Here is a 16502-nt window from a genome sequence, read left to right as displayed (position 1 = left end):
CGCGGGCTGAGGCGCCGCCGCGCTGCCCGGCGTGCGCGCGGCAGTATATGATGCTGCCTGGACCAGATGCGATGGAAAGGTTGGCGGCATACCATGACGACGATAGGCGGGCGATTGCGGCAATGCGGGATCGACGGGGCTCAGGCCGATGCCCTGGAGCACGATAGTGCGAACAAGAAATATGACCGTTTGCTGCGGCAGTTGCTGCTGCGGGGCCTGTGGGCCGACGTCGTCGATGAAGACTTGCCGCAGCCCCGGTGGATCGCGCGCTGGCGCGACCTGGGCGAGTCGGATTTCCCCTTCATTAACTCGCCTGCCCTGCAGCGCCTGCTGGACGCGGGCGTCGACGTGCACGATCTGACCGACGTCGTGCGGTCCGCGCAGGTGTTGACAATCTACAATATCGCCCAGCTCCTCGACGAGCCTTGCCGCGACCCGGGCTACGACCTGGATGCAACGCCGGACGTGCAACTGGCGTACATGGATGAGGCCGGCGCCCTGCACCGGCCCGGCAGCCTGCACGACGCGCTCGAAGAGCTGGACCCGGCGGGCCGCCACGGCCAGCCCCGCACGCTGGAACTGCGCCAGTTCGGCGGCTTGCCGGCCGATCTGCAAGCGCAGCTCAGGGACTTGCTGGCAAAACAGGCGTGGTCGCAGGCCGCCGTGCTGTGGAAGCGCGCCGTCGGCGGCGAGCTGGCGCAATGCCTGGCGGCCATGCGGCAGCTGGCGCGCCAGCTCTAGCAAGCCGGCTTACCAGTAGCCGAGCACCTTCCACCACGCGGTGCCGACGACGGCAAAGATCAGCAGTTCCACCACGCACATGATGAAGCCGACCCGCCACCAGTTGCCCATCGTCACGAAGCCGCTGCCGAAGATGATGGGCGAGGTGCCCGTCGCATAGTGGGTCAGGGTCATCATGATGGCCGAGCCGGCCGTCATCATCAGCATGAAGGGCACGTGGTATTCGGCCGGGATCAGGTGCAGGCCCACCGTCAGGAAGGCCAGCAGCATGGCGCTGATGTGGGCCGTCGTGCTGGCAAAGAAATAATGCGAAAAGACAAACACGAGCACGAGCACGCCGGCGATCGGCAGCCAGTCCATGCCGCTGGCGACGATGGCGCCCTTCATGCCGGCCGAGAACCAGGCGATCACGCCCGTCTTGTTCAGCTGCTCGGCCATCATGACGAGGGCGCCAAACCACACGAGGGTGTCCCAGGCGCTCTTTTCCGACAGCACGTCATCCCAGTCGATGGTGCCCGTAATGATCAGCACGAACAGGCCGACGAAGGCGACGACGGTCGCGTCGAGCGAAAACGCGGGGCCGAACAGCATGGCGGGCACGTTCGCCCACAGCAAGAGCAGCAGGGCGAAGGTGCCCAGCATGACTTTTTCCGAAGGCGACAGCGGTCCCATGCTTTTCAGCTGGGCCTTGGCATAGGTGACGGCGTCCGGCGTGGCTTTCAGCTGCGGCGGCGACAGCCAATAGATAATCAAAGGCATCACCAGCAGGCAGACGAGGCCAGGCAGCAGCATGCACAGGGCCCAGGTGGTCCACGTCAGGTGGAAGTTCTGGCCGCTGGCCTTGGCGACGAAATCGACCACCAGCGGGTTGGGCGCCGTGGCCGTCAGGAACATGGCCGAGGTGATCGGGTTGGCGTGGTAGTTGACGAGAGCCAGATAGGTGCCCACCTTGCCTTCCGTGCCCTTGGCCGGGTCCGAATCGAAGGCGTTGGCGATCGATTTCATGACGGGGTGGACAATGCCGCCGCCGCGTGCCGTGTTACTCGGCGTAAATGGCGCCAGCACCAGTTCGCAGATGGCCAGGCCATAGCCGATGCCCATGGTGCGCTTGCCCAGCAGCGAGATGAACAGCAGGCCGATGCGGCTGCCCAGCCCCGTTTTCTTGAGGCCGCGCGATATCAGGATTGCCACGACGATCAGCCAGATCAGGGGATTGGCAAAGCTGCTCAGCGCATCCGTGATGGCGCCCTTGGACGAGGTCGACGTCACTTGCGACAAGGAAACGATCACGATGGCCATCATGGCCATCACGCCGATGGGCATGACTTTTAAGATGATCGCCAGTATCGTGGTGAGGAAGATCGCCAGCAAGCCCCAGGCCTTGGGCGTCAGGCCGTCTGGCGCCGGCAGCAATAGCATGCTCACCAGCAAGACCGTGCAGATCAGGGCCGGCACGAGCCGGAATGGCACGGCTTCCTTGAAATGCAGGAACATTTCGCGCACTGTTTTATACATCTTCATTACCTTTCGCTGTGGGTCGGGCATCGCGGCGGCCGGAATCGTGCACGCAGATTCATGGGCTGCAGGCACGACAAACCGCGCCCGCAAGATGACAGATGCCCAACAATTCTGTTAGGCAATATCATACACGGCGGGCGGCCCCGCACCCCGCCCCATTCGGCGCGTCCGCGCCGCCAATTGCAAAATCGTTGACCTGCGCGCGGCATCGCTCACATAATCGCCCCTCCTGCCGCCTTACCAAAGAGGAAACCTTTGCAAGCACGCAACCATCATATCGACGCCCTGCGCGGCGTCGCCATCCTCTGCGTGCTGCTGCTGCACTTCGCGCTGGCCTACGGCTTGAAGAACAGCCCGCTGTCGGCCCTGCCGGACTGGCTGTTGAAAGCCGCCTACCAGGGCAATTACGGCGTGACCATGTTCTTCGTCATTTCCGGCTACCTGATCACCGCGACCTCGCTGCGCCGCTGGGGCGACCTGGCGCGCATCGACCTGGCCGCGTTCTATGCCTACCGCGTCGCCCGCCTGCTGCCCGCGCTGCTGCTGGCCCTGTCCCTGATCGTGCTGCTGGGCGTGCTGGACGTGCCCTTCTTTGCCAATTCGGACGGCGGCAAGGACTTGCCAGCCAGCTATTTCGTCATCGCCATCGCTTCCGTGCTGACCTTCTGGCACAACGTGCTGATGCAAAGCGCCGGCTATTTCAATTACTGCCTGAACGTCTACTGGTCACTGTCCGTCGAGGAAATGTTTTATCTGCTGCTGCCGCTGTCGTGCCGCCTGCTGCGCCGGCGCCAGGCGATCATGCTGCTGTGCGGCGCCGCCATCGTCGCCGGCCCCGTGTACCGAAGCCTGCACGCCGACAACGAGATTTACTACATGTACGGCTACCTTGCCTGTTTCGACGCCATCGCCATCGGCTGCCTGACGGCCCTGCTGACACAGCATTGGCAGCCCGGGCCGCGGGCCGGGAAACTCCTGCGCCGGGCGGCCGGCCTGGCCCTGGCGGCCGTGTACGTGCGCGGCATCGGCGGCCATGAAGTCTTTGGCTTTTGCGCCATCGCGCTGGCCAGCGCCGCCTTCATCGCGGGCGCCACGGCGGTCCCGGCGGCGCGCGACGGCCGTCCCGGGCCGCTGCAGTGGCTGGGACGGCACAGCTATGAGCTGTACCTGTTCCACATCATCGTGCTGGCCGGCATGCGCAACGTCATCGACAAGGCGGGACTGGGCTACGCGGAACGGCTGCCGTGGCTGGCGCTCTTCCTGGCCGCGACGGCGCTGGCGGCCGCCCTCGTGGCCCGCTACGTGTCCGAACCGGCGAATGCCGCCCTGCGCCGGCGCTGGCGCCACGGCTGCGCCGGCACGCGCCGGCGGCAACCCTGGCGCGGCGCCCTGAAAAAGTGAGGCAGGTCAAGAGTCCGCATGCCGGCAGGGCGTTTCGGGGCGAATTCCAGCCCGATCTTGCCAACCGCACTATAATGTCGGCAACGCGTGCGGCAGCATAGGCGGCGATAGACGGTAACAATTTCGTGTGGAGGCCAGTACAATAGCGGCTGGGCCTACACAGGGTTTCACTTTTGCCAGCAGTTGCCAGCAACTAACCATTTTTTTGACCAGCCAACAAATACTATGAGTTCGATGAATGAAGAGCGCGTTTTAAGCGTGCACCACTGGACGGATACCCTGTTCTCCTTTACCACCACGCGCGACCCGTCGCTGCGTTTCTCGAATGGCCATTTCACGATGATCGGCCTGCGCGTCGATGGCAAGCCATTGCTGCGCGCCTACAGCATCGCCAGCGCCAACTATGAAGACCACCTGGAGTTTTTCAGCATCAAGGTGCCGGGCGGCCCCCTGACGTCGCGTTTGCAGCACTTGCAAGTGGGCGACACCGTCATCGTCGGCCGCAAGCCGACGGGCACCCTGGTGTCCGACTACCTGCTGCCAGGCAAGCGCCTGTACATGCTGTCGACGGGCACGGGCCTGGCGCCTTTCCTCAGCATCGTGCGCGATCCGGACATCTACGAGCGCTTCGACCAGCTGATCCTCGTGCACGGCGTGCGCCAGGTCGATGAACTGGCCTACCGCGAACTGCTGGAAGAGCACCTGCCGCAGCACGAGTTCCTGGGCGAGATGGTCAGCGACAAGCTGCGCTACTACCCGACCGTGACGCGCGAAGACTTCCGCAACATGGGCCGCATCACGCAGCTGATCGAGAACGGCAAGCTGGCCGAAGACCTGGGCTTGCCGGCGCTGAACCCGGCCGAAGACCGCGTCATGATCTGCGGCAGCTCGGACATGCTGCGCGACCTGAAGGAAATGCTGGAAGCGCGTGGCTTCAAGGAAGGCAACACCTCGACGCCTGGCGACTTCGTCGTCGAGCGCGCGTTCGCCGAGAAGTAATCCGCAAGGCATCCGCAACACCCCAGGGGCCCGGCCCCGCCGCGTCCTGCGGCGGCGCCGGGCCTCTTGCATGTCAGCTGGCGCCGGGAGCGCGCACCAGCGCCGGCGCGCCGCGCTGGTACTGCAAGCCGTTCATGAAGCGCTGCACGGGCTGAAAGTCGCCGCTGAGGATATCGTCCTGCGCCGCGTAATAGCGCGACTCGATCTTCAGCAGGCCCAGCACGGTCGCGTCGAGCTTGTCCGTCTGGTAGGGCCGGCTTTCCAGCGCCGCGCGCGCCGCCTGCGAGGCGCCCAGCGGGCGATTGCTCCAGATCAACATCGGAATTTCATAGCCGCTCTTGTCCGAGGCGGAATGGCCCGCATGATTGCGGCTGTAGCCCACTTCCTGGCCGTGGTCGGAAACGAACAGCAGCGAGGCGGCGCGGTCCATCTTGGCTTGCTCCGCCAGGCTGATCAGCTTGTCCAGCACATAGTCGCCGTAGCGGATGGCGTTGTCGTATTCGTCGCGCCGGTGGCGTATCCAGCTGGACCTGCCCTGGCTGGCCATCTGCGCGCTGACGGCGTCGCGCGCCTTGCCGAAATGGGCAAAGCGGCTCGGGTAGCGCATGTCGTAGCTGGGATGGGCGCCCAGCAGGTGCACGACGATCAGTTTTTTCGGCGCCCCGTCGCGCAGTGCCTGCTCGAATGGCTGGAACAGGTTGCCGTCAAAATTGTTTTCGCCGCGCCCGGTGCCGTAGTTGATGAAGTCGCTTTCATCGGCCTCGCCCGCCAGCAAGCCGATCCAGCCGTCGTTGCGCGTCTGGTTCGACACCCAGAAGGTCTTGTAGCCGGCCGCCTCGGCCAGCATCAGCAGGTTCGGCTTGGCCATCCACGCGTCGGGATTGCCGATATCGGCCGGCGTGAGCATCGTCATCATCGATTCCACCGTGCTCGATGCGGGTGAAATCACGTCGTTGAAGACCAGCAGCTTCGAACGCATGGCGTCGAGCCGGGGCGTGGTGGCGCGCGCATAGCCGTACAGCGACATCGAGGCGCGGTTGGTGCTCTCGCCGATCACCAGGATCACCGTGCGGGCCGCCTCGCCCGCATAGCGCACCTGCCAGTCCAGCGGCGAGCTCATGCGCGTTGCCAGCGCCTGCTGCATCGCTTGCATGGCGGCCAGCTGCTCGCTGTATTGCAGGTAGCGCAGCGGCCAGAACAAGGCCGGATTCTCGCGCCGCATGGTGGTATTGACGTGCAGCGACACCAGGAACAGGGCCAGGAAGGCGGCGGCGCCCTTCTGCCAGCGGCCCGGCGCGGCATGCGATGGCGCCAGCCGGCGGCGCAGCTGGCGGTCGGCCAGCAGCACGGCCGCCGTCACGCCGACGAACCAGCATGCGGCCTGCGCCAGGGCCATCCCGTTATGCACGAAAAACTCGGCCGTCTCGGCTTGATCTGTCGCAAACATCGCCTGTAAAACGGCACCGGGATTGGGCCGCATGCCAAAATAGTCACGCAAAAAGCCTTTGGTGGCGGCATCCAGGTAAAACACGGGCGCGACGATGCGCAGCAGCCAGGTGGTCGCGCCAGCCGGGAAGCGCCACGCGTGCAGCAGGCCGCCCAGGCCCAGCAGGAAGGCGGCCAGCAGCACGCCCAGCTTGAGCAGTTCGTTGGCGCTCAACTGGCCGGAACAGAAGAAAACCAGCAGGCCGGCAATGCTGGTCAGGACGCGGCAAAACAGGATCGGCATGGAGGCGGCAGGCAGTCTAATCGGCGTTATAGGGACATGGCGTGGCATGGCCCGCGCGGACGGGCCCGCGATTGTAGCCCAAGTCCCTGGCAACTTGTATCATCATTTCATCCCGGCAAAATACGCTTGCACGCGCCGGGGCTTGCTCCTGACAGAAACTGTCAGTGCCTTTCATTATGATTTCGCCATGCGCGGGCCAGCCGGCCCACGTCCCTTAGACCAACCCGAGACAGGACTTGCGATGACACGTGCCATCACCATACTTACCGAGAACTTCGCCGACTGGGAAACTGCCCTGTTCAATTCCACCGCCCGCCTCTACTACGGCGTCTACACGCAGTTCGCCACACAGGGCGGCCAGCCCGTGACCTCGTCCGGCGGCATGCTGGTGACGCCGCAGCTGGCGCTGGAAGAGATCGCGCTCGATGAACTCGACCTGCTCATGGTGTGCGGCGGCAGCAGCTGGCAAAGCGGCAAGGCGCCCGATGTGAGCGCCCTGCTGCGCGCCGCGCGTGCGCGCAATATCGTGCTTGCCGGCATTTGCGACGGCACCCGCGTGCTGGCGCAGGCGGGCGTGCTCGACAATGTCCGCCACACCTCGAATGGCGCCGACAACCTGGCCACGACCGGCTATGCGGGCGCCGCCCTGTACCAGGACGTGGCCTGGGCCGTCGCCGACCAGGGCGTCATCACGGCCCCCGGCACGGCCCCCGTCAGCTTTACGCGTGAAGTGCTGCGCAGCCTGGGCATCGCCGACGACAACCTGCACGCCTACCTGGCCATGCACGGCGCCGAGCACGGCCAGCCTGCCTAAGTGCTTCCATCCGGCATGCCGGCGTCGATTTCCACGACGTCAAACGGCCGACGGTAGGAAGGGTGGGCCGCCGGATCGATGAAGCGGCCCGCAAAGCCGCCGACGCCGGCGGCGTCGCAGTCGAAGCGCGTGCCTGCCGTATCGAGCATGCGTTTCCAGAATGCATTCCTGCGCGCGATATTCGGCACGGACGCGGGATAGAAACCGCCATGCGACATCCGCCTGACCTGCCGTCCCGCCGCATCGACCTGGCGCACCGTCGCATCCGTGCTGCTCAAGCCGCCCCGCAGCTGCATGGGCAGCAGGCCGGCGCCGTCCAGCGCCCGGTGGATGCGCGACCAGATCAAGGTGCCGATCCCGCACTGCGTCAAAGCTGGCGGCAGCTGGAAGTCGGTGATGCGCAAGAGCAAGCCCTGGCCCTGCACATCGCTGAAATCATCGTGGTAGCAATACGACAAGCGCGACGGCGGCTGGTGCACGGCTTCCGGGTCGGCATAGCTGGCGCGCATGCGCACCGTGCCGGTGGTGATGGTGTGCTGCTCGCCGGCGGTGACCCAGTCGAGCGCGACGCGGATTTCCACGGGCGCCCTGCCCTGCGCAAATTCCAGCCGGCAGGCGGAAACGGTGGACGAGCTGACGAAACCGCTCATCTTGCATCGTCCTTCATGCCTTGCTGCTCCAGGCCTTGCAGCCGCGCCGCGGCATGCGCATTGCCGGGGTCCAGTTCCAGTGCACGGCGGTAGTGCGCGATGGCCGGCGCGGCGGCGCCATCGGCTTCATACGCTTCGGCCAGGCTGTCGTGGCCGTTCGCGCTGTCCGGATACAGCTGCACGGCCAGCCCGAGCACGGCGACGGCTTGCCGCGATTGCTGGCGCGCCAGCAGGCGGTAGCCCCAGGCATTCAAGTCGTTTTCAGATGGATTCGGCAAGCCGTGCTGGCGCCGGATGGCGGCCAGTTTCGGCGCCAGGTCCGCATACGGGCCGTCGCCGAGGCCGTGGCGCAGCAGCTGCACCGCATGCGCGCCGCCATGCTGCAGGCGCAGCGCGGGAATATAGAAGCCGGCCACCGCGTCGATCAGCTGTTCCGGCTGTCCCCCGGCCAAATTGCTCAGGATAATGACGGCCAGGTCGTCGTGCGGATACACATAGAAGGCGGAACGGCCGCCGCCGATGCCGGCCACGGCGCGGTGGCCGTCGCGGCGGATAGCGGGCCAGCCCAGCGCCCACGGGGCCGGCTTGCCGTCATTCAGGCTGCCCGGCTGCCACAGCCGCGCCACGCCGGCGGGCGCCAACAAGCGTCCCGCTTGCAGTGCGACAATCCAGCCGGCCAGTTCGCCCGCATTGCTGTTGATGCCGGCACCGGCACGCATGAAGACGGGAAAGTCCTCGATGACGTTGCGGTAGCCCTGGCCGCCGGCGCCCAGCACGTAGGAACTGGCCTTGTTGGCGACCACGTCCTTCGCGTCGCCAAAGCCGCTGTGCCGCATGCGGGCCGGGTCGAATTGCCCGCGCTGGATGAAGTCGACGTAGGCCTGGCCGCTCTGGCGCTCGATCAATTGCGCCAGCAACACATAATTGCTCTGGTTATAGCGGTAGCGCTGGCCCGGCGGGGCTTCCACGGGCAGCGCCTGCACGGCCTTCCAGGCCGCCTGGCCATCGTCCGGCTCCGGCCCCACCAGCTTGCCGCTGCGCTGGTCGAGCACGTCGGGCAAGCCGGAAGTATGGTTGAGCAGCTGCGTCACCGTCACGGCTTGCCACGCCGCCGGCAAGCCCGGCAGGTACTGGCCGATGGGCGCGCCCAGGTCCACCTTGCCCTGCTGCACCAGCTGCATCACGGCCACGCCCGTGAACGCCTTGGTGGCCGAATTGATGGAAAACAGGCTCGCGTCCGTCACCGGCACGCCGTACTGCAGGCTGGCCACGCCAAAATTGCGCGACAGCACCACCTTGCCATGCCGGATGACGGCGAGTTGCAGACCCGGTATCCGGCGTTCGCGCATTTCGTCCTGCACGAAAGCGGCGATCTCGCGCTCCGCGCGGCTGGCCAGTTGCCCGTTGGCGGGCGCGGCAGTGGCGGCCAGGGCGGCCGGCGCAAGGGCGGCGCCAAGCGCCAGGATGAACAGGGCCGGCGGGAAACGTGTATGCAAGATGACTCTCTCTCTGCGGGACGGAGCGGACGTGCAGCATCACATATCTATTTACCAACGTCAACGGAAATATTGCCAGATAGAAATCCAGTCAGCACGCCGCCTATTGATGCAGATCGAACCGGCGGCCGCGCGCAGCGGCATTGCGCGCCTGCGCGACTACACTGCAGGTCTGGCCGGCGCACACACAAGCCGGCGCGAGGAGTCCGTCATGGCCGATCTTGTCTCTGGCAGCAATGCCCATGTCTTTGGCCTGGCGCGGCCGCAAGCGGGGCGAGCCGCGTCGCTGCACCAGGCGCCGCCCCGCAACACGGCGTTTCGCGACCTGCCGCCGCCTACGGGCAGCGCGCCGTTCCGCCTCGACCTGAAGGATGTCGTGGCGCCCGCCGTCTACGAGGCCATCGTCCGGAAGCGCAAGCTCGTCTTCCACCTCAATGGCGACATGGGCGGCATCGAGTATGCGGTGCCGCAGGAACTGGTGGCCAAGGGCATGGAGAACGATTTCCAGGCCGACGCCAGCGAGCCGCCGGCCTTCCTGTATGTCACGGGCGACTGCGTCTACTTCAACGGCCAGGTCGGCGAATACTACAAGCAGTTTTACCAGCCCTATGAATTCTACCTGGCGCCCGTGTTTGCCGTGCCTGGCAACCACGATGGCGACAACCTGCCGGACGACCAGACACTCGACGGTTTCGTGCGCAATTTCTGTGCGCCCCGGCCCGTCAAGATGCCGGAATCGGGCGATTCCCACCGCACGGCCATGGTGCAGCCGAATGTGTACTGGACCCTGCTCACGCCGCAAGCCAATATCGTCGGGCTCTACAGCAATGTGCCCGCCGGCGGCGAGATCCGGGCGCCGCAGAAGGAATGGCTGGTGTCGGAATTGTCCACCCTGCCGCGCGAACTGCCCTTGCTGCTGGCCCTGCACCATCCGATCTACTCGGCCGACGACCACCATTCCGGCAGCAGCTACATGAAGGACCTCGTCGCCGAAGCATCCGCCGCGGCGGGACGCCACCCGGACGCCATCCTTGCCGGCCACGTCCACAACTACCAGCGCCTGACGCGGGCCGACGCCGACGGCGGCAAGACCCTGTTCCTCGTCACCGGCGCGGGCGGCTACCATAACCTGCACCAGATCATGAAGGTCAACGGCCAGCGCCTGATACCGCCCGCCGTCTTCCACGACGATGCGGGAGACGCCGTCACGCTGGAAAACTATTCGGACGACCACCACGGCTACCTGCGCGTCGAACTGTCCGACGGCGTCATGCAGGGCAAATACTACGAAGTGCCCCGGCCGCAGGAGCCGTTCAGCAAGGGCAGCCATCTGCTCGACTACTTCCGCTTCGATCTGCGGCAGAAGGCCTACCTGCCCAATACCCTGTCATGAGCCGCAGCAAGCCGGAGTGGCACGCCTAGCCTTCGCGCCACACATCCTCATAGCCGGCGCGGTCGAGGATGAATTTGGTACCGCTGGGCAAGGCCAGGTAGGCGAGCACCTGCGGCAGCAGCTCGGTCAGGTGCGCCGCATGCAGGGGCTGGTAAAAATCGGACGCGTCGCTATGCGCGCCGCAATGGATGAACCAGCTGATGGTGCCGTTCTCGGGCAGCTCGATGCGCGTGCCATAGATGGGTGACTGGTCCAGGCTGCCGATGGCCAGGGCCACCATGGCCTCGGGCGCCTGCGCGGGCATGCCGTATTTGTCGCAGATACGCTGCTGGTTTTCGTTGATCTGTTCGTTGATCAGCTCGTTCATGGCGTCCTCAGGATCCGATGTATTTATATGACAGCCGCAATGCGCCATCGTGGCCCGCCACTTCCAGGTGCACGGTCGCTTCACCGGGCCGGCCGTCGGCCAGCAGCATGCATTCCATGCCCAGCGGACCGGCGTCGGTGGCGTACACGTCGACGGGCGGCCGGCCGCCCTGGCCCGGCGCGAAGGCTTGCGCCAGCGGCGCCAGCGACAGGCGCTGCTGCGGGGCAAAATAACTGTCCACCATGTCGCAGATTTCCCCGGCCAGCGCGGGCGACATGGCCCACTCGCGTTGCAGCGCGCCAGGATCGCGCAGGTCCAGCGTGTGCACGAAGGCTGTCGCCAGCGCATGCGCCTGCCGCCGCAGGCTGTCGGTCACTGCTTTCCCCATGAAAGGCCTCGCTTGCTGAACAAGGCAATATTATAGTAGCGGCAAGTAGTCCTTGTCATTGGCTCAGTCTGCATCAGCTGGGCGACGCAGCCTTCCATGACATCGGTGCCCGGCATGACGCATGGGATGCGCCGCCCGGCGAGACGCGGCACTTGCCGGCAGCCGCACGCACCTGCAAGATTGCTATTGAGAAATGGTTGCCTGCCTCGCCGGAGTTTTCCTACGCACAGGCAAGTGGTGTCCCTATGGCTAGGTCCGACTTGCCCAAGCAGAATGGCGTCAACGGTGCGGTGCGCGCGGTACCGGAGCTCCCATTCATGGCAAGTCTACACCCAAAGGAGAACATCATGGCTTCAAGCAGCAACGACAAATCCGGCAGCCAGTCCGGCAAACAGCAATCGGGCAGCCAGCAGTCGGACAAGCAGTCGGGCAGCCGCCAGTCGTCGGGCGGCACCCAGGGCGGCACGCACGAGCAGCACGTGGAAGCGGGCCGCCAGAGCCACAAGAATGACGGCGACAAGCAATCGGGACAATCGGGTTCGCAAGGTTCGCAGCAGTCCGGCCAGCAATCGGGCCAGTCGCGCAGCGGCGGCAGCGAGCAATCGGGCTCCGGGGCCGGCTCGCGCGGCGGCACGCACGAGCAGCATGTGGAAGCGGGACGTCAAAGCCACAAGAATGACGACAAATCCTGATCCTGATTCCCGGCGGCATTGGGCCGCCACGGCCCTGTAAGACCAGGACGCAGCGGGCCGGCACGGCATTGCCCTGCCGGCCCGCTGACGCCATTGCCGTGCAAGCGGACGCCCGGACCGCCGTTGCGCGGCCGGCCAGATATCCGTCTGCCCCCGTTGTCTGGATCGGCATTCTGGGCGATAATGTCGCCCATGAACGATACCACTACCTTACCCCCATTGCCCGATCGCCTGTCGATCGACCCGAGCAGCCCTTACCACGTTGCCGCCGTGTTCGAGAATGACGTCGGCATCCGTTTCAACGACAAGGAACGCCTTGACGTGGAAGAATATTGCATCAGCGAACGCTGGATCAAGGTCGCTTCCACCAAGTCCCTGGATCGCCGCGGCCGTCCGCTGCAGATCAAGCTGAAGGGCAAAGTCGAAGCGTTTTACCGCTAAGCAATACATTCAGTTGTCATCGAGGCCGATTTGCATCGGCCTTTTTTGCGTCCGCAGTTTCTGCTCAGCAGTCGGCGCCGATCAGCCCTGCCGCAGCCGCCATGGGCAGCCACAGCATGGCGTCGGCCAGTAGCTCGTCCTGCGCTCTGCCGCTGGCCTGGGCCGCCGCCTGCGCGCAGGCAGGCAGGGGTGCGCCGCCGGCCAGCGCCTGCAGCCAAAAGTATTGCCACGGCTGCAAGTCGTGCATGGTGATGCGATACCGCAGGCGGGTAATGGCCACGTAGCCGGGCGCCGGTTCCGGCGGGGCCGGCATGGCCTCGCTTGGTGCCGCCTGCGCCTGCTGCCAGAAGGCGGCCACGGGGAAGCTCAGGGCCAGCAGCCGCAGACAGGGCGCCACGACGACCTGCGTGCCCTCGCCCAGCAGCCAGGCCAGGCCGTCGGGCATGGCCTGGCGTGCCCGCTTTTCCAGGCCCCGCGCCCTGCCCGCCTCGCTGCGCGCCCGTTCCAGCCGGGCCAGTTCGACGGGGAAGCGCAAGGCCGCGGCGTTTTCCCCCGCGCCGGGCTGGCTGGCGGCCAGGAAATCGGCAAAGCCGCCGCCCAGGTCGTACAGCGTGGGCGAAGCGGACGGGTGGCGCCAGATGTAGGCGCGCGCAAAGAAGGCGAACAGCGCGTCGCCCATGACCTTGCGCAGGACGGGATAGTCGGCTTGCAGGCATTCGAGCAGGCGCTGCACGTAGCCGTCCGCATGGATGTGCAGCGGCGCGGGGGCGCCCCGCGCCCGTTTCAATACCTGCTCCTGCGTCAGGCCGTGGCGCTCGCTGGCCAGCTGCGCGCCCCGCGCCGCGCCGCCCGGCGCCGTCATGGCCGTCAGGAACCACGCCTGCAGCTGCGCCAGTGGCGCAGCCTTGCCGTCGGCGTCATGCATGGGCAGTTTCCAGGTGAAAGCCCAGCGGCGTGGACACGGCGTTGCCGGCGGCCGTGGCCGCAGGCGCGTCCCCGAATTCGCCCCGTTCGGCCGCGCGCGCCTTGTCCAGTTCAAGCAGCAGCTGCGGATACGGGGGAATGTCCGCATCCCATTCCAGCAGGGCCGAGACGCCGCCCGTCAGCCGCTGCGCCAGCGCGTACAGGCGCCAGACGGCGGCCGGCACGGGCGCATCGTGCGTGTCGACCAGCATGGCACCGCAGACGGTGGGCCCGGCCAGGTGGATCTGCACGATGTGGTCGTGCGGCAGCTGGCCGATGTAGGCGGCCGCGTCATAGCCGTGGTTGTGCGCGCTGACGTGGACATTGTTGACGTCAAGCAAGAGTCCGCAACCCGTCTCCTCGGCCAGGCGGCCCAGGAATTCCCATTCCGGCATGCTGGACTGGGCAAACTCCACGTAGCTGCTTGGGTTTTCCAGGACCAGGGGACGGCCGAGAAACTCCTGCACCTGGCGCACCCTGCCCGCCACGTGGCGCAGGCTGGCCTCGGTCAGGGGCAGCGGCAGCAAGTCGTGGCTGTTGAGCGAGGCGGCGCCCGTCCAGCACAGGTGGTCGGAGATCCACGCGGGACGGATCTCGTCGGCCAGCTGGCGCAGCTGGCGCAGGTAAGCCAGGCTCAGCGGATCACTGCTGCCGATCGACAGCGATACGCCATGCATGACGATGGGCACCTGCGCCGCCACCACGTCCAGCACATGGCGCGCATAGCCGTGGTTGCCGATGAAGTTCTCGCTGATGATCTCGAACCAGTCCACCTGCGGCCCGTGTTCGAGGATGTGCGCGTAATGGAGCGGACGCAGCCCCACGCCCAGGCCCAGATGCGGCAGGCCCAGGCGCGGGGACGCCGCTGGCTTGGCGGCCGCCTTCATCAGGTCGACGGCGGCAGGGCCAGGCGCAGGTCGGTCGGCGGCGGCGGCGCGCCCACGGGCGTGCCGCGCGCGGCCATCACCTTGCCATACGCTTCCCAGGCCTTGTCATAGACGCTGTCACCGAGCGAGAACGACATGGTCTCGTCCAGCGGAAGGTTGTGGTGCTCGGGCGCCGGGCCGAAGTCGTACAGCACCATGGTGGCGGCCTGGGGCGGCGTCTTCTTGGTGGTGTTCGGATACAGCTGCGAGGCCGAGATGGGCACGGCACAGCCGCCGAAGCCGCCGCATTTGTTGTCGCTCGGCGCGCTGTACGGCCCCGTGGGCACGCCGCACAGATTGTCCGCCACTGCCGCCGCCTTGACGCCGTGCCCGCAGTTGGAGCCGCCCGCGTCAAGCTGGGCAAAGCCGCAGCCGCCCTGCGCGTGGCAGCCGTTGGATCCCTTGCACGTATGGTAGACGGCCAGCGCCGCGCACGTGTCCGATGCCTCGCCCGCCAGGTGCATGCCCTGGCAGGCGTGGTACAGCACGTCCTTCTCGACCTTCGGCACACCCGTCGCCAGGTTCGGCGCCTGGCCCAGCACGGCCCAGCAGATGGCCATGCGGTCGCCCGCGCCCACCATCGACGGATACGGGAAGGCGGTCTTCTGCTTTTGCCAGTAGGTATCGAGCACGGAGGTGATGCCATAGATGGCGCCCGTGGCCACCGTGCTCAGCATCGTCAAGGTGTCGCTGCGGTCCTTCAGGCGGTTCAGCGCGCCCGCCACCTGTTCCGGCGCGGGGATGTTCTTGGGCGCCGTCAGCGGGTTGTAGCGTTCGTTGGTCAGCATCTTCTCCGTCCAGCGATGGCCTTCCCGGTGCCATTGCGGCCATGTCTTGACGGGCAACATGTCCTTCACCTGGCCGAAACGCTCGTAATGGTCGTAGGCGGCGCTGTCGTGGCGGGCGTGCGCGTCGCGCGACTCGGCCTCCTTGCCATCATTGGTGTACGAGGGATAATCGGCCTTCAGCGCTGCCAGGTCTTCGCGGTAATCGGGCTTCACGGCCATCAGCTGGGCCTGCAGCCGGCGGCGGTAGCGCGTGATGGCCGTGTCGCTGCCCTCGCCCTGGTCCGTGATGGCCGCCATCATGTCGATGGCCTTGTTGAAGGAGCGGATCTGGCCGCCATCCTGGTCGTCCAGGCCGAAACAGGTATCGAACTTGGGAAATTCCGCCAGCTCGTGGCCCTTGCCCTTGCTGTTGAACATATCCTGCTGCACCGAGTGATTGACGAACAGCTTCTGCCACAGGGTGATGCCATCGTCGTATTCGATGCTGATATAGCGCGCATAGCATTCGTACATGTAGCCGATGGTGCCGAACAGGGGCAGGTCATGCACGTGCTTGCCCGGCGTCCAGCCCTCGAACGGTACGTCGGGGAAATATTTTGTGTGGTTGTGCTTGTCGAACTCGGCCAGTTGCCCGCGTGCCTGCTGTTCCGGCTGCTCGATGGCCAGGAACAGGTCGCACTGGTTGCCGTTGAGCTCTTCGAGGTTGACGCGCACGTGGCGGTAGCCGGACGTGTCCTGCAGGTCGACGATGTGCGGGATCACCGTGCAGTCCTTGCCGTAGCAGGTCCAGCCGTGTTCCAGCGACTGCAGTTCCGAACCCGTGAAGCACGGCGCCGCGCCGATGGCCGTGGACAGGTTGGCCGCCATCTGCAGGTGCAGCATTTCCTGGATGAAGACGCTGAAGATGACGTTGAAGGCCTTCTGCTCCGGCGTTTCCGGCTTCGCCGTGGTGCCCATGCCCGGCCACTGGCGGCCCTCGTAATAGCGAATGCCCTGAGAATTGATCTGGTGCGTGCCCTGGATCGAATACATGGTGGCCATGTACAGGGGAATGGTGAACAGTTCCACGCTGACGGCCGCCTGGGCGATGGCGCGCACGGCCGCCGTGTCGGTGGCCAGCATGTCCAGGGGACGCCCGGTGATGGGCGCCTGGGTGCTTCCTAAAACGGGCATTTTCATTCTGTCTCTCCACAGGA

16 protein-coding genes are annotated in these 16502 nt (G+C 65.9%); 7 read left to right on the top strand and 9 right to left on the bottom strand.

The genetic code is table 11. The annotated features are described in order from the left end of the window. Window positions 1-93 precede the first annotated feature (93 nt). On the top strand, window positions 94-741 hold the full coding sequence (locus BXA07_RS14580; RefSeq protein WP_139335579.1) for a hypothetical protein: 648 nt from the start codon (window positions 94-96) through the stop codon (window positions 739-741). A 9-nt stretch (window positions 742-750) separates the two neighbouring features. Here the strand turns inward: BXA07_RS14580 and BXA07_RS14575 are convergent, their stop codons facing one another. Then, window positions 751-2256, bottom strand: coding sequence for a DASS family sodium-coupled anion symporter (locus BXA07_RS14575; RefSeq protein WP_076568722.1), 1506 nt, complete (start codon window positions 2254-2256; stop codon window positions 751-753). Window positions 2257-2514: 258 nt separating this feature from the next. Here BXA07_RS14575 and BXA07_RS14570 point away from each other — a divergent pair, with 258 nt between their 5' ends. Next, window positions 2515-3660, top strand: coding sequence for an acyltransferase family protein (locus BXA07_RS14570; protein WP_076568616.1), 1146 nt, complete (start codon window positions 2515-2517; stop codon window positions 3658-3660). A 225-nt stretch (window positions 3661-3885) separates the two neighbouring features. Continuing rightward, a complete protein-coding gene (locus BXA07_RS14565; RefSeq protein ID WP_076568615.1) occupies window positions 3886-4659 on the top strand; it encodes a ferredoxin--NADP reductase in 774 nt (257 codons plus the stop codon). A gap of 73 nt (window positions 4660-4732) precedes the next feature. Here BXA07_RS14565 and BXA07_RS14560 read toward each other — a convergent pair whose 3' ends face one another. Further along, window positions 4733-6388: a phosphoethanolamine transferase gene (locus BXA07_RS14560; protein WP_076568614.1), complete on the bottom strand. Its 1656-nt coding sequence runs from the start codon at window positions 6386-6388 to the stop codon at window positions 4733-4735. 241 nt (window positions 6389-6629) lie between these two features. Here BXA07_RS14560 and BXA07_RS14555 point away from each other — a divergent pair, with 241 nt between their 5' ends. Beyond that, on the top strand, window positions 6630-7202 hold the full coding sequence (locus BXA07_RS14555; RefSeq protein WP_076568613.1) for a type 1 glutamine amidotransferase family protein: 573 nt from the start codon (window positions 6630-6632) through the stop codon (window positions 7200-7202). Here the strand turns inward: BXA07_RS14555 and BXA07_RS14550 are convergent. Beyond that, on the bottom strand, window positions 7199-7852 hold the full coding sequence (locus tag BXA07_RS14550) for a hypothetical protein (protein WP_076568612.1): 654 nt from the start codon (window positions 7850-7852) through the stop codon (window positions 7199-7201). The genes BXA07_RS14555 and BXA07_RS14550 overlap by 4 nt on opposite strands. Then, window positions 7849-9348, bottom strand: a complete 1500-nt coding sequence (locus BXA07_RS14545; protein ID WP_212592300.1) for a serine hydrolase domain-containing protein — start codon at window positions 9346-9348, stop codon at window positions 7849-7851. The genes BXA07_RS14550 and BXA07_RS14545 overlap by 4 nt, the downstream gene beginning before the upstream one ends. A 109-nt stretch (window positions 9349-9457) precedes the next feature. Between BXA07_RS14545 and BXA07_RS14540 the strand changes: the two genes are divergently transcribed. Further along, window positions 9458-10741: a metallophosphoesterase family protein gene (locus tag BXA07_RS14540; protein ID WP_076568611.1), complete on the top strand. Its 1284-nt coding sequence runs from the start codon at window positions 9458-9460 to the stop codon at window positions 10739-10741. A gap of 25 nt (window positions 10742-10766) precedes the next feature. Here the strand turns inward: BXA07_RS14540 and BXA07_RS14535 are convergent, their stop codons facing one another. Then, a complete protein-coding gene (locus BXA07_RS14535; RefSeq protein WP_170909665.1) occupies window positions 10767-11108 on the bottom strand; it encodes an immunity protein Imm33 domain-containing protein in 342 nt (113 codons plus the stop codon). A 7-nt stretch (window positions 11109-11115) separates the two neighbouring features. Then, complete coding sequence (locus tag BXA07_RS14530; protein WP_076568610.1) at window positions 11116-11496, bottom strand: hypothetical protein; 381 nt, start codon at window positions 11494-11496, stop codon at window positions 11116-11118. A 347-nt stretch (window positions 11497-11843) separates the two neighbouring features. Between BXA07_RS14530 and BXA07_RS31330 the strand changes: the two genes are divergently transcribed. Together BXA07_RS31330 and BXA07_RS14520 are read left to right on the top strand one after the other, a co-directional pair. Continuing rightward, window positions 11844-12188 carry a hypothetical protein gene (locus BXA07_RS31330; protein WP_076568609.1) on the top strand — a complete coding sequence of 115 codons (345 nt, stop codon included), beginning with the start codon at window positions 11844-11846 and terminating at the stop codon, window positions 12186-12188. 192 nt (window positions 12189-12380) lie between these two features. Then, window positions 12381-12629, top strand: coding sequence for a DUF3297 family protein (locus tag BXA07_RS14520; RefSeq protein WP_010398340.1), 249 nt, complete (start codon window positions 12381-12383; stop codon window positions 12627-12629). 64 nt (window positions 12630-12693) lie between these two features. On the opposite strand, the gene BXA07_RS14515 is transcribed toward BXA07_RS14520, so the two are convergent. The 3 genes from BXA07_RS14515 to BXA07_RS14505 are packed head-to-tail and all read right to left on the bottom strand — an operon-like array spanning window position 12694 to window position 16485. Continuing rightward, on the bottom strand, window positions 12694-13554 hold the full coding sequence (locus BXA07_RS14515) for an HvfC/BufC N-terminal domain-containing protein (protein WP_076568608.1): 861 nt from the start codon (window positions 13552-13554) through the stop codon (window positions 12694-12696). Beyond that, window positions 13547-14479 (bottom strand): MNIO family bufferin maturase, encoded by a 933-nt coding sequence (locus BXA07_RS14510; protein WP_076568607.1) that lies wholly within the window; start codon window positions 14477-14479, stop codon window positions 13547-13549. The genes BXA07_RS14515 and BXA07_RS14510 overlap by 8 nt, the downstream gene beginning before the upstream one ends. Then, complete coding sequence (locus BXA07_RS14505; RefSeq protein WP_076568606.1) at window positions 14479-16485, bottom strand: ferritin-like domain-containing protein; 2007 nt, start codon at window positions 16483-16485, stop codon at window positions 14479-14481. The genes BXA07_RS14510 and BXA07_RS14505 overlap by 1 nt, the downstream gene beginning before the upstream one ends. Window positions 16486-16502: the final 17 nt, after the last annotated feature.

Source organism: Janthinobacterium sp. TND4EL3 (genome assembly GCF_900156175.1).
Lineage (GTDB): Bacteria > Pseudomonadota > Gammaproteobacteria > Burkholderiales > Burkholderiaceae_D > Janthinobacterium.
Note: the sequence above shows the minus strand (reverse complement) of the source record. Positions and strands in the feature narration are given on the sequence as shown.

Bases quoted from the DNA above. Each gene is read 5' to 3' on its own strand.
- BXA07_RS14580 (WP_139335579.1), top strand. From the start codon at position 94: ATGACGACGATAGGCGGGCGATTGCGGCAATGCGGGATCGACGGGGCT.
- BXA07_RS14575 (WP_076568722.1), bottom strand. From the start codon at position 2,256: ATGTATAAAACAGTGCGCGAAATGTTCCTGCATTTCAAGGAAGCCGTG.
- BXA07_RS14565 (WP_076568615.1), top strand. From the start codon at position 3,886: ATGAGTTCGATGAATGAAGAGCGCGTTTTAAGCGTGCACCACTGGACG.
- BXA07_RS14560 (WP_076568614.1), bottom strand. From the start codon at position 6,388: ATGCCGATCCTGTTTTGCCGCGTCCTGACCAGCATTGCCGGCCTGCTG.
- BXA07_RS14555 (WP_076568613.1), top strand. From the start codon at position 6,630: ATGACACGTGCCATCACCATACTTACCGAGAACTTCGCCGACTGGGAA.
- BXA07_RS14550 (WP_076568612.1), bottom strand. From the start codon at position 7,852: ATGAGCGGTTTCGTCAGCTCGTCCACCGTTTCCGCCTGCCGGCTGGAA.
- BXA07_RS14540 (WP_076568611.1), top strand. From the start codon at position 9,458: ATGCAGATCGAACCGGCGGCCGCGCGCAGCGGCATTGCGCGCCTGCGC.
- BXA07_RS14535 (WP_170909665.1), bottom strand. From the start codon at position 11,108: ATGAACGAGCTGATCAACGAACAGATCAACGAAAACCAGCAGCGTATC.
- BXA07_RS14530 (WP_076568610.1), bottom strand. From the start codon at position 11,496: ATGGGGAAAGCAGTGACCGACAGCCTGCGGCGGCAGGCGCATGCGCTG.
- BXA07_RS31330 (WP_076568609.1), top strand. From the start codon at position 11,844: ATGGCTTCAAGCAGCAACGACAAATCCGGCAGCCAGTCCGGCAAACAG.
- BXA07_RS14520 (WP_010398340.1), top strand. From the start codon at position 12,381: ATGAACGATACCACTACCTTACCCCCATTGCCCGATCGCCTGTCGATC.
- BXA07_RS14515 (WP_076568608.1), bottom strand. From the start codon at position 13,554: ATGCATGACGCCGACGGCAAGGCTGCGCCACTGGCGCAGCTGCAGGCG.
- BXA07_RS14510 (WP_076568607.1), bottom strand. From the start codon at position 14,479: ATGAAGGCGGCCGCCAAGCCAGCGGCGTCCCCGCGCCTGGGCCTGCCG.
- BXA07_RS14505 (WP_076568606.1), bottom strand. From the start codon at position 16,485: ATGAAAATGCCCGTTTTAGGAAGCACCCAGGCGCCCATCACCGGGCGT.